The sequence below is a fragment of the Ligilactobacillus sp. JN-6 (Y).1 genome (assembly GCF_058111525.1).
Window position 1 is genome coordinate 746,221 of record NZ_CM176599.1, and the last position, 14,547, is coordinate 760,767.

Consider the following 14,547-nt stretch of genomic DNA (forward strand, 5'->3'; position numbering starts at 1 on the left):
TACTTTTGCTGCTTATCAAATAAAGTTTATTTACGGCGTAATAAAAAATTAAGGTTAGTTGAAAGCAGTTACCAAATTATGTTACGGTCACTTTAAAAGGAATGGAGGTCATCTTATGGTTGACTGGAAATACGGGCTAGTTTGTTTGTTGTGGTGGGTCCCTGCTGTACTAGGATGGGATTTGCTATTTGGAACAAACGGACAGCTAACATCTAACATAGGTGTAGTTTTGCTGCTTATCTTTTTTGTTAGTGGTATTTTTATTTACGGAAAGAAGTCTCCCTATCAAAGAAAAAATCGCCGACCAACTGTTAAATATTTTGCTGCCATTTTTCGGATAGTCTTTATGGTCATACTGCTTTCACTCATATGGTCACTGCCAAATAAAGAAGCTGACTACACGTTATTTGACTTCATCTTTCCTTTTTTCCTTGCTTTGTTCGATATTGTCCCTTGCTTTTTCACTGAGTCTAAATTTAACAAGAAAGAAACTTCGGCCGATTAAAGGATGTTCAAAAAAATCAATAGTAACATCTCCATCTAGTGTTATCTAAACTTAAACACTGAAAGTCTCCGACAAAATAAGTCAGGGAGACTTTTTTGTTTACGATATAAACAGCCCTTACAAATACCGTGTAATGATAGCAAATAATAACCGGAGCATACAATGATAAAACAACATTCGCATTTAAAAAAATAAATTTATTGTCCCATTTCCCCCTTTACTTCTTTTCTTCTTTAAATTACAATGAGTAACCATTATTATTCATTAGAATATGATAAGGGTATTTTAATTTGTGGAAGGTCGTGAGCCAAATGGCTAAAAAAGAAGGATCTGAGGTATTCGATGACTATTCCACTAGTCGGGTCCCTAAAGATAAGCGTGATCCAATGTGGAAAGTTCTAATGGTTCAGATCGGTGGATTTGTGGCATTAAGTCAGTTTATGCTTGGTGCTGAACTTGGATTTGGTATGACTTTCCGCAACGCTGTACTGTCTACAGTACTGGGAAGTGTTATTTTACAATTTATTGGCTTTGGGCTTGGCTTAGCCGGTCAACGTGAAGGCCTAGCAACTAGTCTCTTGTCCAAATGGGCTGGTTTTGGAACACTTGGTTCGGCTGTAGTTGGTCTGACATTTGCGATCAGCTTGATCGGTTGGTTTGGTATCCAAAATTCTGTCTTTGCACAAGGGATAGTTTCTTTGCTGCCGGGAGATCCTAACTATCAATTAATAGCTACCATCACCGGATTAGCAGTTACTTTCTCAGTGATTTTCGGATTTGAAGGACTTAGCTGGACTACAAATATTTCCGTTCCCGCTTTTATTATTGTGATGGGGGTTGCAACTTATAACATGCTAAAGGGCCATACACTAACAGGTCTAGTCACAATGGCAGCTCCTGGTGCAAGCATGACGCTCAGTGCTGGGATCACCATGGTTACTGGGAATTTCATTGTTGGAGCTATTATTATGCCCGACATCACACGGCGAACTAAAAACGGGATCGATGTTTTTTGGGTCTCAGTGATCGGAACACTCGTTGGTGAATTAGGTGTTAACGTGATCGGGATCTTGATGGCACATGCTGTCGGCACTCCAAACATCATGCCAATTATTTACCAATTATCGGGATTGCTTGGGATCGCGTTAGTTGTTCTTTCAACGATCAAGGTCAATGACCTCAACCTTTATTCCGCTAGTTTGGATATTGTTAACTTTTTCAAACAAGTTTTGCACGTGAATTTCAACCGTGCGTGGGTCACGATCATCGCCGGTTGTGTGGGTACATTCTTATCGGTTATTGGTGTGATCGACAAATTCTCTTCCTTCTTAACTGTACTAGGGGCCGTCTTCCCTCCAGTTGCATCGATCATGTTTGTCGATTACTGGATCTTAAAACGCAGCAGACGAGAATTAGCGCAAAGTAAAGCAAACGGCACCTTACCTACTCAGGCTGAAAAATTTCCACTGGTAACCATCGTTGCTTGGGTTGCCAGCGTAATTTTAGGTTATGTGATCAAGTGGGGGATTCAATCGATCAATGTTTTAGTATTGGCAGCTGTAATTTATTACGTAGGAATGAAATTATTTGATAAAAAGGTACCGGCAGATCAAGGATCTGTCAGTCAAGAAAAAAATTAGTAAAAAGGAGATATAATGAAATGACTCGGCAAATTGGGGTAGAAGAAATAAAACAGATCGCGATAGGTGCAGCGTTACTGGGCTCTGGTGGTGGCGGGAACCCTTACATCGGAAAAATGATGGCGATCTCTGCGGTTAAAGAACATGGTCCAGTCACTCTGATGTCGCCAGATGAAGCCCCAGCTGACGCATTTTTTGTTTCAGCTTCAATGATCGGTGCGCCGGCAGTGGCTATGGAAAAATTCCCAAATGGGACGGAATTCGAACGTTCCTTTGACATGTTCGCAAAATATAGTGGTCAAAAGATCTACGGTACTTTTCCAGTTGAAGCTGGTGGCATCAACTCTATGATGCCGATCGTAGCAGCGGCCAAAATGGGGTTACCGGTCCTGGACGTCGATGGTATGGGACGTGCTTTCCCCGAATTACAGATGTCGACTTTTGTGTTAGCCGGACACCCTGTAACACCAATGGTTTTAACAGACGAACGTGGAAATACTTCTCTGGTCAATACCGTTGATTCCGTATGGGCCGAAAAAATCGGCAGAAATATCACTGTTCAAATGGGAGCCTCGTCTACCAGTGCCAGTGATGGAATGAGCGCTAAAGAGCTGGGTGAAGCTGGTGTTGTAAATATCATGACTTTTTGCCAGCAGATCGGTCAGCTGATCCAAAACGCTAACGACTTTAATTCTACTACCGAAGCTTTGGATGAATTACTAAAATTAACTCACGGTTTTCATTTATTGAGTGGGAAAATCGTTGATATCTCTCACGTGACCGAAGGCGGGTTTAACTATGGGACAACAACCATCCAGGGTTTGGACAAAGACAGTGATAAAACGGGAGAGATCTCATTTCAAAACGAAAATATTATCATGAAAGTCAACGGACAGGTACTAGCTACCGCCCCTGATCTGATCATGATGATCGATGCAGATACTCTACAACCTGTCACCAACGAAGAAGCTCATTATGGTAAACGAGTCAATGTTATTGGCTTACCTGCCAATGAAAAATGGCGGACTAAAGCTGGCATTGAATTAGTGGGTCCTCGTTACTTTAAATATGATGTAGATTATGTGCCGATCGAAAAAAGATATGCTAATTATCAAGCGCAGAAAGGTTAAGGTGTAGTTAATAATGTATAAATTAGGAATAGATGTTGGCGGTACGAACACAGATGCAGCCATTTTAAATGAAAAATTAGACGTCATTGCTTATACTAAAACTCACACCACAGACGATATTCAAAGCGGTATTAGCAGCGCGATCCACACGGTCATCCAGGATAGCCAAGTAGACCCTGACAAGATCAGTCAAGCAATGCTCGGAACTACCCAAGCAACCAACGCCATCGTTGAGAGAAAAAACTTAGGACAAGTTGGTGTCTTGCGGATCGGTTACCCAGCCACAGCGTCGATCGTTCCTTACACCGAATGGCCAGAAGATATTGTTCAAACCTTGTCAGGCACATATTCTTTAGTCCACGGTGGCTACGAATTCAATGGTGATCCTCTTTCTGCTTTTGACGAGGATGAAATTCGCCAAGTTTTGGAAGGTTGGCAAGGCAAAGTCGACGGTGTTGCAGTAGTCTGTGTCTTTTCTTCGATCAACGCTGACCAGGAACAAAAAGCCATTGATCTTGTTCACGAAGTCCTGGGCAAGGACTTTCCAGTTTCTAAATCAGCAGACATTGGTTCTGTCGGTTTGATCGGTAGAGAAAACGCAACGATCTTAAACACCGCCTTGTTCAAGGTCATCAAAAAAGTGACTAACGGTTTTTCTTATGCCTTGAAAGCAGAGCATGTCACCGATGCTAAAGAATACTTATGCCAAAACGACGGAACATTAATGGCCCTAGATTACGCAGAACAGTATCCTATTTTAACGATCGGCAGTGGCCCTACCAACAGTATTCGAGGAGCTGCTTATCTTTCTGGCAAGAAGAACGCACTAGTCTTAGATATTGGAGGAACAACTTCTGATATTGGGGCACTCGTCAACGGTTTTCCCCGTGAATCTTCCAAATCCGTGGTCGTCGGTGGAGTTGAAACCAACTTTAGAATGCCGGACATTTTCTCAGTTGGCTTAGGTGGCGGAAGTGTCGTCCATAAAGCAGACGACGGTTCGATCACTGTTGGGCCTGACAGTGTTGGCTACGAGATCACAGATAAAGCCAAAGTCTTCGGCGGAGATGTAGTTACAGCAACAGATATCGCAGTGCGCATGGGAATGACAGAACTTGGCGACCCTAGTTTAGTTGCTGACATTCCTGAAGAAGATGCGGTCAAAGCTCTTCAAGCAATCAAACAGATCTTAGAAGATGGTATTGACCAAATGAAAACCAGCGCTGAGGACATTAGTTTGATATTAGTTGGTGGCGGTTCGATCATTTCCCCTAAAGAATTGGCCGGAGTGTCTGAAGTTTATACTAATGAATTTGGTGGTGTTGCCAACGCGATCGGCGCCACTATCGCTCAAATCGGCGGTGAATTCGAGAAAATGTATCAATATGTAAGTATCCCTCGAAAAGACGCTTTAGATGACGCAACTAAATACGCCTCAGAGCACGCAGTCAGCGCCGGGGCCCTAGCCGATACACTTGAAGTTGTTGAAGTATCCGAAACTCCGCTGTCTTACGCACCAGGCGACACAACTAAAGTGAAGGTCAAAGTCGTGGGTGACGCCCAAACAATGCAATAGATCGTAATTAAGTCCGTAAAGGGAATTGCTGTCCCTTCAAGACAGTAACTCAAAACTAACTAAACAGACATAAAGTCGCCCCGTAACTTGCGAAAGTTATAATGGGGCGACTTTTTTCTCTTCTGCAAATTATAGATTTTTATAAAACTCTGAAATATTTATCGGTTGAAACTTTGGTAATTTTATCACAAAATAGTACTTGTAGTAAAAAGTCAGGAGTACACATATTTATGGTAAAAAAAATCATTATTACATTTATATCTGCTATAGTAATGATAGTAGCAGTCTTCGTCACATTAGTTTTTTCTTTCGACCATCGTATACAAAACGCTACGGAAAAAACACTAAACAATGAAATAGTAAGCAAAGACTATTCCGCTTTGAGAAAGCAGTCCGACAATTATTCCTATACATTCCTAAAAAAGCAAAAACATATCACAGTCACCTTTTTAGCAGACAATCAAGGATCAGGGAGACTTGCCTACTACCCAGCAAAAATTAATGGGAAAGATACTTTTTGGATCACGACTTCACTCAAAAACATTTTTATTCCTCATTCGGAAATACAAGAGATCTATCATTTCAAAAATGATGAAAAGTAAAGATTTGACTGTTAATAACGCCCAGGAGCCTTAATTTTAAAATGTTCGCGCACTTTATTACCGCCCGTTTACCGTATTCGACTACAACAAAAGGCCATACCAAATGACTTATTTTCTCTCATTTGGTATGGCCTTTGTTTTTTTGTTCCGTAATATTCTAAAATTATGAAATTAAAGTTTTATCCAGTAAATTACCCCATGGCTCCATTGGGATCTAGCATCGTCAATACAGAATAAGTGACATCAGGAAAACCAAAGATCATTTGTTCCAAATCTGCATTGGTTAACCCTTTATCGACCACGAAAGTCAAAACGTTGATCAAAGAAGCAGCCTGTCCACCATAGATCACTGCACCTACTACTTTTTGTGTAGCTTTTTCAAAAATGACTGTCATTTCAGCATCATCGTCATGCCTAGTATCAAAGCCCTTGCCATACGGCAAAACTTTAACGTCATATTTATCCGGATCAGCATTACCTTCTTCAGGAGTTAGCCCTATTTGAGCTATCCGCGGCAAAGTATATGCCACAAATGGTACAGCGGGATAATTGATAGGTTGATCATCTTGACCTAAGATCTGGGCAGCAATATAGTTCGATTCAAACGTTGCAGTTGGAGTCAATTTCGGGATCTGTTTATCGATCACATCGCCACTTACATAAACGTTTTTCAAGCTTGCCCGCAAATGGTCATCCACGGTGATCCCACCTTTAGTGTAGTCGATCCCGACTTCATCCAAACCTAAGCCTTGCGTATTAGCTTGCCGGCCAGTTGCACCGAAAACATAGTCTGTCTTTAGTTCTAAACCGGATTTAGTAGTGACTGTGTAGCTGTCACCATCTTTTCGTACAGCATTGACTGCTTCGTTAAAGTGGAGATCAACACCCTCTGCCTCTAACTTAGCAACTAATTTCTTGACATATTTTTGGTCATATTGTGCTAAAGCACGGTCAGTAAATTCGACCACATCGACCTTAGCCCCTGTTTTAATGACCATTGATGCAAATTCCAATGAAATTAAACCAGCGCCAATGAAAACAATGGACTCAGGCAAATGTGGGAGCGATAAGAAATCTTTGCTGTCATGGATATATTCTTGCCCATCGACCGGTAACACTGAATCATGTGCACCAGTTGCTAAAACAATATTTTCCGCAGTGATCTGTTTGTCACCAGTAGAAATCGTATGAGCATCGGTTAATTCTCCATGTCCTTCGTACAGATCGATCCCAGCTTGAGGCATCAACTTGCTCATCATATCAGGCAACGGATCGATCCAGGAATGCTTATATTGCATCAAGTCTTCCCAATTTAATTGGGGAGCAGTATCTAAACCAAAGCCGTTATAGTTTTGACTGTCTTGAATAACTTCAAATGGTCCGTCCAACAATAACTTGGCATCACAACCATAATTAGGACAGGTCCCACCTAATTTAGCTTCTTCAACAAACGCGATCTTCTTCCCTGCTTGTAACAGTTTGAACGCACCATGAAAAGCTGCATGACCACTACCGATAAAAACAACATCATAGTCAAAATTTGCCATAAATATCCTGAATTATTCATACTTTTCGTTGCAGTTAAAACTTTGTGCAAAGTTACTTTAGTGTGTAAAAAAAGCAGCTTTTTGTTAGTTTTGTTGTCGGACTGTTTAAAAAAGGACAGACTTCACCCTTTCCCTAAGAAAAACATTTTTTATTTTGTGAGTTCACAGCGGATATATTTTTAGATTTTGAATCTTGAACAGTGTCTGCCAAAATAATTTATCGAACACATTGGTCTGAGATAAATGGACCCAGACTTGACGCGCATGGTGCGTGACCTTAGCTGCCACATGGAGTAATTTAAAACGGATCGTCCCGACCTGAGCGTGTTTAAGCTTTGTTGGTAAAACTAAGTTCTTCATGGCTTGCAGTATATTATAAGCGACCCCAGCTACCAGCATCCGGAACTCATTGGCCTCAAAACTAGAACTGTCCGTTTTATCAAAGTGAAAGCCACGTTTAACTTCTTTGATCAAGTCTTCCATGGAACCGCGTTGGTGATAGAGGGCAAAGACTTGTGGACCGCTTAATTCTTCCAAGTTGGTCACGATAAACTCATGGTCAAACAGAAAGTTGCCCGCCGGCCGCGTTGATTTAATAATCACACGATAAGGTCGTGACCAACTTTGAGGACAATAGTCTCGCAGGACATGCCATTGGACTTCAGCTTCGGTGAAGTCCTGGTCACCCACTTGGATCAGGTTTTCAGCCCGACTTTGGAGCTGGTAGTTCGCTTTTAAACGAATCACGAACTTAGCCTGCTTTTTATCACACGCATGGTAGATCCCTGGAGCTGCGAAACCAGAATCTCCCCGCACTAAGACATCCAGGGAAGATCCGTCATAGGCCCGTAAGCTCCGTAATAAAAATTTAGTCGCACCTTGGGAAGTATAGCGATTGCCGGGGCGTAATTGAGCATTCAACAAGCAGCCCGATAAAGCATCAAAGGCTAGTAAAGGATGATAACCGTTGGTCTGGTAGTGACCGTTATAAGCACTCTTTTCTTGGTCACCAAACGTATCGGCATGTGTCGAATCTAGATCAAGGATCAGCTGATGTTGATTTAGCTGCCCAAGAACAAAGTGAGCTACCGAGCCGAGCAATGATTTGACTGAAAAGAGCCCAGACGCTGAAATGTGATTGATAAAGCGTGAAAGTGTCGGCTGGGAAGCGACCGCTTGAGACAAGACCAGCTTAAAATCAACGGCGTGTGACAAGGTATTAGCCGACTGATCTTGGCAGTATCCTGCCAGCAATTGCAACAGCAACTGCTTAAATAAATTGTTCAAGGGAAAGGTACAATATTTACGGTCATCTTTAAAATGCAAGTTATCTTCTAAGAGCTGGTCAAAGTGAATTTGGTGCAGAAATTCAGCAATTAATAAAGTTCCGGCATCGTTCGCTAACTCACCACCGTCATTAGAAATGTTGATCTGGTCATTGAATAAAAGTTTTTCATGATGTAAAGTTGACATAAGGAGCACTCCTGTTCTTTGTGGTTTTCATCGACTTTACAATAGCACAGGATGTGCTCTTTTTGTACACCCAACAGGTGAAAAACGAAAAAGATGCGAACTAGCATGACAACAACAAAAAGTAGTCCTTAAGGGAAAAGTATGAATAATTCAGGAATATATTTCCTCCTTAAAAATAAAGGCGCAGAGTCAAGCTAGAAGAGGATCACTAAAGTTCTTTCACACTAAGTTAAGCTTTTAGTAATGTGAGCAAGATCTAGACAAGAACAAACTTCTAGCCTCAGAACACAACTACAAAAACAAAGGATAATAAAATCTTTTGTTAATCAATCGTTCACGACTGATTATAACACATAGATTTCTCTTGGCTAGCAATTCGCATCAACAAAGTTAAAAATATCAGCCTGGGCCTCTCTTTTGGATTTTTACCAGTTAAATATTTTAGCCAGGGTAAAAAACAATGACCATAGTATAAGCCCAACAAATAGAAAGTAGCCAAAAACTACTAGTCCATCCTTAAAGTTATATACGGGGAACCACCCACTAAATAATAGAACTGGGTAAATCGTAACTACCATGAGTAAGAAATGAATAATACTTTGTTTAAGTACATTCCACTGGGCAATATCATAGATGACTGAACTTGCTCCAACAATTAAAATAATCAAAGCTGAACAAAAGGTGCCTCTAGCCTCCCAACTTTTATTTTGAAAATTAAGTAGAAGTGCAACACCACTCATTATTAAAAAAGGTATTCCACCACGAATTAAACCAGAAAATAACAGCTTCATTATAGGAATCCTCCTCGTATATGTATCTTACCTTGCGATAAGTTAGAACTTGTCAAAACACCTTTCTTGTCTAAATATCTAAACCTGCAGTCATTCGTCTAAAAACAAGATATCTGGTTGATTCAAAAGTGCCCGAGCAATATCCGTTCGTCTTTTTTGGCCCCCAGAAAGGCGACCATATCGCCTATTAGCAAACTCACTCAGCCCAAGTTGCTCAATGACTCTAGCAATGTCTTTTATATCTTTTATACCCATCATCTTTTGACGTACTCGCAAATTCTCTTTAACAGTTAACTCTCTATCTAAAACACTTTCTTGAAAAACAACTCCAAAACGAGGTTTCTTGTTCTGATAAATGATCGAACCACTCGTTGGTGCTAGTAACCCTAGCAACATCCCTATAGTGGTCGATTTACCTGCCCCATTAGGTCCAAGTATCGCTGTAAAACTACTTTTTTCGATTGTTAGGTCTAGTCCATCAACGATGGTCCGTTGGCCAAAAGTTTTTGTCAAAGCCTTAGTTTCTAAATACATAGTTTTCACCTGCCCTTTTAGGAAAAGTTATTTCTTTGTCTTGACTTTTCTGTTGATCGCATCAATACTTCTTTTTATCCGCACCATACTGTAGCCCCAACAAACCAAATAAATAATGACAAATACAACTAGCTCTTTAAATATACTTACACAGACTATTTCTGGCGTTACTTTCTTGACATAGAAATCAACGTGTTCTGGTTGTCCAGCATCTATGAAAAAATTTACTTTCACACCTAGTCACCCCTTTTGCTTAGCCTCGACTTAGCATGGCACTATTATACGGTATTTTTTCTCCCCAACCTCTAATTTCGAATAACTGGCTGTTTTGGGCAACTAATCGGTTAAAATCGTTCAATAGACGAAAAAAGTCAGAAATATTTTTCCGACTTTCTACTCTTCTTATTCAAACGTCCCAACTTCGTTGATTATTGATTTTTGTTTTAGCTTCAACTAATTTGACTGGGTCCAAGTTAAGTTGAGCGCACATAAAAAATGAATACGTCAATACATCAGCCAGTTCTTCCTCTAAATGGATCCGTTTCTGTTCCGTTAAAGGCGTATCTTCGGCTTGCCACTGAAAAATTTCCAAGACCTCCGATGCCTCTAAATTCAATGAAAGAGCAAGGTCTTTCAGGTTATGATACTTGCTCCAGCCTTGGTTTTCTCTGAAATCATGCAAATGTTTGACAGCATCTTGATATTGTTGCGAGGTTTTTTGATCGACCTGTAAGTTTTGATTCGAACCATTTCGTTCCAAATTATGAATTTTACCCAAAAGTAATTTTCCCTTCTTCTATTACCCACTTAACTATAAAAAAATCCGTGAATTTTCCTACTTCATAAAATTCACGGACAATTATCTAGCTAACTCCAGAAATTTTTTCTAAATAAAGGCCAATACAGCAAAGTTGATTACAAACAACAATGAAACGACCCAGATCAGCGGATGAACTTGCTTGCCCTTACCCAAGACTGTCTTAACGACTGTATAGAAAATAAAACCAAAGGCGATACCATAAGTAATATTATAGGTAAACGCCATGACGATCGAAGCCATGAAAGCAGGAATAGCCTCTTCCAGATCCTTCCATGGAATGTCATTAAAGTTGCTCATCATCATAACACCAACCATGATCAGCGATGGAGCGACTGCCACTGACGGAATGATAGATAGGAACGGCGACAGAAAAGCACTCAAGATAAACATGATCGCTACAGTCACACTAGTTAAACCAGTCCGTCCACCGGCACCGATCCCGGCCGAACTTTCAACGTAAGCCGTAATATTAGAAGTACCAAAAAGCGAACCAACACCAGTTGCGATCGAATCAGCAAACAATGCCTTATCTAACTTAGACTTGAAGCCTGGTTGTTCTTCTAGCGCCATTTCTTCTTTCCCAGAAAAGATCCCCGTCTGACGTCCAGTCCCAATAAATGTACCTAAGGAATCAAAAGTATCCGACAGACTGAAAGATAGGATGGTCACCAACACCAGCGGTAAGCGATGTAAATCAGTGAATAAATTTCCCATTCCCTTGTCCGAAAAAGCAGCTAAGAAAGTATCACCTAGCTGAGAAACTGAAGCACCAAAAGAGTACTGACCTGAAATATGTAAGTTAGTGACACCTAACGGAATCCCAATAATAGTTGTAATGATGATCCCGACCAACAAAGCAGCAGGTACCTTTTTGACCAATAAGATCACAGTGATCAAAACCCCAATGACGGCCAAAATTATCTCTGGATTATTAAAGTTACTCAAGGATGGCACGATCCCACCACCAGAAACTACATCGGAGATCCCGTGAGAAAAATGTTCCTGTGTCGCCGAAAAAGGCTTGTTGTTGATACTTAAAATATCGGCACCACTAGTTTTAAATTGTAAGAAACCAGCATTTTTAATACCAATATATGCAATAAAACAACCGATCCCACCACTAATAGCTACTTGCAAATTAGTCGGTATAGCTGAGATCAACATTTTACGGATCTTAGTCACAGTGATGATAATATTGACTACGCCACAGAAGAAAACCAACGCTAATGCTTCTTGCCATCGAAAACCCAAGCTCATAACAACAGTATATGTAAAGAACGCGTTTAGTCCGATCCCTGGTGCTAAAGCATAAGGAACATTTGCAAAAAGCCCCATGATCAAGGTGCCGACAACTGACGCGATAATTGTAGCCAAAAATGCTGCTTGACCAGGGATCCCTGCTTCGTTCAAAACACCTGGAATGACAAATAATGCATATGACATTGCAAAGAAAGTAGTTAAACCAGCACTGATCTCAGTACCAACATTAGTGCCCGCTTTTTTTTGATGGAAAAAATGATCCACAATTATTCCTCCTGTATTACGAACTATAAATTGTATAGCAAGTTTATAGTTCGTTTTTATGATAAGTGTAATTGTATCACTTATTTCAGAAATTTCCATATAAAATTATAATTATTTCAGAAACCTGTGCCTTTCGACCTACCTCCCTGCCAGTTCTCAAACGATATACAATTCTCAAGTAAATATTCTTAACGTCGTCAAAGTTTTTACAGTTAACTTTTGAAGTTACGAAAACCGCCTCCGATATTGCCCTGTTACTTTTATTTTGCTTGTTATATAATCAACAATGTAAATAAACGTTTTTCCACAAGGAGGGATCCTACATGGTTGTGACAAATCGTAATATTCATTGGGACACAATATATGATGTTGTAGTCCTGGGATTTGGTGCTGGTGGTGCCTCTGCAGCACGTTTCGCAGCGGATAATGGAGCCAAAGTACTCCTAGTCGATGCCGCACCGAAAGGAAAAGAAGGCGGAAATACCAGACTATCTGACCAAGTCTTGGCATCTGGTACTGATAAAGATAAGTTGAAATCTTACTACAAGGCGTTGGCCGCACCATTTAACATCGATGAAGAAGTGCTAGATACATTTGCTGACGGTCTATGTCACATGAAAGATCACATTGCTAAATATTTCGCAAAAAAAACTTTTAGTTTGCGTGGAAATCCCTTTGCTAATAAAGTTTTTCGTCCTTTCACTGAAGGACAGATAGAGTTCCCCGGAAAGGACGCTTATGACTTAATTACTGTCTGCGAAGGTCCACTGTGGAAAGCCCTTCAAAAAGCCGTAAGTGACCGTAGTGAAAACATAGACGTTTGGTATAGTGCACCAGCTCGTCATCTGATCCAAGATAAAAACTCAAATGCCATTATTGGTGTACAAATCAAATTCGAAAACGTTGAACGCAACGTTAAAGCACAAAATGGTGTGGTAGTCGCCACTGGTGGATTTGAAAACAATGAAAAAATGTTGCAAGATTTCTTGCAAGAACCATACTTACAACCAAGCGGTCCTCCTCATAACAGGGGGGATGGAGTCAAAATGGAAATGGAAATTGGAGCTGATTTATGGAACATGCATAGCTACAAATCACAATGGGTCTCCTCTAAAGCTTCAAAATATACTCCTAAAGAAGATGTCCCTGCTATCTTCCCGATCACACAAACAGGAAGTATCATCATCGTCAGGGATAACGACAACTATTATGTAAGTGGAAATCTATTTACCAGTCATGATCATGCTGACCACTCATATGCAATCTTTGATCAGACCCAGGCCATCGAATTCAAGGATGTCTGGGATAAAAAACAAGCACTCGGGATCGAAACACCTAAAATATTGGAAAATGCTGCGAAATTTACCACCATTGCTGAAATGGCCCAGGCTATCGGTAAGGACCCTGAGACACTAGAAGAAACGATCACCAAGTTTAATGGTCTTTCAAAAAAAGATGGCTCTAACGGAATACCTATTTTCGACGACGGACCATACTATGCGCTCTCTGTTAAGCGTAGGATGTTGAATACTCAAGGTGGAGGAAGAAAAAATGTTCGTGCCGAAGTTTTAGATCCAGCCGGTGAACCGATCCCTCATTTATACGAGGCTGGTGAACTCGGTGCTCTCTTTGTTAATAACTATGTTGCTGGTAGTAACTTAGCCGAAGCGTTGATTTTTGGTAAGATCGCAGGTGAAAACGCAGCAAAAGAAAAGATTGCTCTCGTTCAAGAAGACGGTGAGGAAATAACAGATGCCCTCAATACTTTTCCAGATAGCAATGACTCTAGTAACAAGGAAACATATGTAGTTGGTCCAAACCAATATATTGGTCGTAATGATAATGGTATTGGAGGAGATATCGTAGTTCGCGTTACCCTGGCAGATAACCAAAAAATTGAAGCTATCGAAGTTCTTAAAGAACATGAAACAGAGCATGGTACCGAAGCTTTAGCACACTTACCGCAAAGAATGATCGACCAAAACACCTATGAAGTTGATGCTTATACGGGTGCATCCATTACAAGTTGGGCTTTTAAAGATGCTGTTAAGGATGCTTTACATCAAGCTGCTCTTATTACAAAAAATAATAAATAGAAAACTAGCGCATGAACTGGATAATTTGCCAGGTCCTGCGCTATTTGTTTGCTTATCTTTAAGCTAAACTACTATTTTTTCAAATGTTTTGCCATCGTAAAAAGCTGTATGAACAATGGCTGCTACATTAGCTAAAGGTGCTTAGCCACTATAACAAAACATTTTCCGACAACTACTATCCTTACAAGTTGATTTTCTAATTTTTCCGGATCTACTCTTTAAAACATTCGGTTATCTGGAGTAAAATAAACCTTATGATCAAATAACTTTTATTCACTATAAAATTAAGGCCATGTTCTTAATATAGTT

At 40.3% G+C, this 14,547-nt stretch carries 12 protein-coding genes and 1 pseudogene; 6 read left to right on the forward strand and 7 right to left on the reverse strand.

Annotated features, from left to right (window positions below):
- Window positions 1-115 precede the first annotated feature (115 nt).
- The 5 genes from AC3XNE_RS03585 to AC3XNE_RS03605 all read left to right on the forward strand — a co-directional run bounded on the left by AC3XNE_RS03585 (window position 116) and on the right by AC3XNE_RS03605 (window position 5,453).
- Complete coding sequence (locus AC3XNE_RS03585; protein WP_489832936.1) at window positions 116-505, forward strand: hypothetical protein; 390 nt, start codon at window positions 116-118, stop codon at window positions 503-505.
- A 311-nt stretch (window positions 506-816) separates the two neighbouring features.
- Window positions 817-2,145, forward strand: coding sequence for a purine-cytosine permease family protein (locus AC3XNE_RS03590; protein WP_489832938.1), 1,329 nt, complete (start codon window positions 817-819; stop codon window positions 2,143-2,145).
- A gap of 20 nt (window positions 2,146-2,165) precedes the next feature.
- Window positions 2,166-3,275: an S-methyl thiohydantoin desulfurase family protein gene (locus AC3XNE_RS03595; RefSeq protein ID WP_489832940.1), complete on the forward strand. Its 1,110-nt coding sequence runs from the start codon at window positions 2,166-2,168 to the stop codon at window positions 3,273-3,275.
- A 13-nt stretch (window positions 3,276-3,288) separates the two neighbouring features.
- The gene (locus AC3XNE_RS03600; protein WP_489832942.1) at window positions 3,289-4,851 is read left to right on the forward strand and encodes a hydantoinase/oxoprolinase N-terminal domain-containing protein; all 1,563 of its coding nucleotides are present in this window, start codon (window positions 3,289-3,291) and stop codon (window positions 4,849-4,851) included.
- A gap of 230 nt (window positions 4,852-5,081) precedes the next feature.
- Window positions 5,082-5,453 (forward strand): hypothetical protein, encoded by a 372-nt coding sequence (locus AC3XNE_RS03605; RefSeq protein ID WP_489832944.1) that lies wholly within the window; start codon window positions 5,082-5,084, stop codon window positions 5,451-5,453.
- Between the two features lie 191 nt (window positions 5,454-5,644).
- Here the strand turns inward: AC3XNE_RS03605 and AC3XNE_RS03610 are convergent, their stop codons facing one another.
- The 7 genes and pseudogenes from AC3XNE_RS03610 to AC3XNE_RS03640 form a co-directional block, all read right to left on the reverse strand.
- The gene (locus tag AC3XNE_RS03610) at window positions 5,645-7,000 is read right to left on the reverse strand and encodes a dihydrolipoyl dehydrogenase family protein (protein WP_489832946.1); all 1,356 of its coding nucleotides are present in this window, start codon (window positions 6,998-7,000) and stop codon (window positions 5,645-5,647) included.
- A gap of 162 nt (window positions 7,001-7,162) precedes the next feature.
- Window positions 7,163-8,473 (reverse strand): IS1380 family transposase, encoded by a 1,311-nt coding sequence (locus AC3XNE_RS03615; protein WP_010499933.1) that lies wholly within the window; start codon window positions 8,471-8,473, stop codon window positions 7,163-7,165.
- A gap of 425 nt (window positions 8,474-8,898) precedes the next feature.
- Window positions 8,899-9,264, reverse strand: a complete 366-nt coding sequence (locus tag AC3XNE_RS03620; protein ID WP_489832948.1) for a DUF3021 family protein — start codon at window positions 9,262-9,264, stop codon at window positions 8,899-8,901.
- A 73-nt stretch (window positions 9,265-9,337) separates the two neighbouring features.
- Window positions 9,338-9,798 (reverse strand): annotated as a pseudogene (locus AC3XNE_RS03625) (ABC transporter ATP-binding protein); the annotation flags it as partial.
- A 27-nt stretch (window positions 9,799-9,825) separates the two neighbouring features.
- Complete coding sequence (locus AC3XNE_RS03630; RefSeq protein ID WP_489832950.1) at window positions 9,826-10,032, reverse strand: DUF3021 family protein; 207 nt, start codon at window positions 10,030-10,032, stop codon at window positions 9,826-9,828.
- Window positions 10,033-10,204: 172 nt separating this feature from the next.
- Window positions 10,205-10,576 carry a nucleotide pyrophosphohydrolase gene (locus tag AC3XNE_RS03635; RefSeq protein WP_489832952.1) on the reverse strand — a complete coding sequence of 124 codons (372 nt, stop codon included), beginning with the start codon at window positions 10,574-10,576 and terminating at the stop codon, window positions 10,205-10,207.
- Between the two features lie 108 nt (window positions 10,577-10,684).
- Window positions 10,685-12,142 (reverse strand): NCS2 family permease, encoded by a 1,458-nt coding sequence (locus tag AC3XNE_RS03640; RefSeq protein ID WP_489832954.1) that lies wholly within the window; start codon window positions 12,140-12,142, stop codon window positions 10,685-10,687.
- A 323-nt stretch (window positions 12,143-12,465) separates the two neighbouring features.
- Here AC3XNE_RS03640 and AC3XNE_RS03645 point away from each other — a divergent pair, with 323 nt between their 5' ends.
- Window positions 12,466-14,238, forward strand: a complete 1,773-nt coding sequence (locus AC3XNE_RS03645) for an FAD-binding protein (RefSeq protein WP_489832955.1) — start codon at window positions 12,466-12,468, stop codon at window positions 14,236-14,238.
- Window positions 14,239-14,547: the final 309 nt, after the last annotated feature.

Coding starts and splice junctions, on each gene's coding strand:
- AC3XNE_RS03610 (WP_489832946.1), bottom strand. CDS start 7,000: ATGGCAAATTTTGACTATGATGTTGTTTTTATCGGTAGTGGTCATGCA.
- AC3XNE_RS03605 (WP_489832944.1), top strand. CDS start 5,082: ATGGTAAAAAAAATCATTATTACATTTATATCTGCTATAGTAATGATA.
- AC3XNE_RS03620 (WP_489832948.1), bottom strand. CDS start 9,264: ATGAAGCTGTTATTTTCTGGTTTAATTCGTGGTGGAATACCTTTTTTA.
- AC3XNE_RS03590 (WP_489832938.1), top strand. CDS start 817: ATGGCTAAAAAAGAAGGATCTGAGGTATTCGATGACTATTCCACTAGT.
- AC3XNE_RS03615 (WP_010499933.1), bottom strand. CDS start 8,473: ATGTCAACTTTACATCATGAAAAACTTTTATTCAATGACCAGATCAAC.
- AC3XNE_RS03595 (WP_489832940.1), top strand. CDS start 2,166: ATGACTCGGCAAATTGGGGTAGAAGAAATAAAACAGATCGCGATAGGT.
- AC3XNE_RS03645 (WP_489832955.1), top strand. CDS start 12,466: ATGGTTGTGACAAATCGTAATATTCATTGGGACACAATATATGATGTT.
- AC3XNE_RS03600 (WP_489832942.1), top strand. CDS start 3,289: ATGTATAAATTAGGAATAGATGTTGGCGGTACGAACACAGATGCAGCC.
- AC3XNE_RS03585 (WP_489832936.1), top strand. CDS start 116: ATGGTTGACTGGAAATACGGGCTAGTTTGTTTGTTGTGGTGGGTCCCT.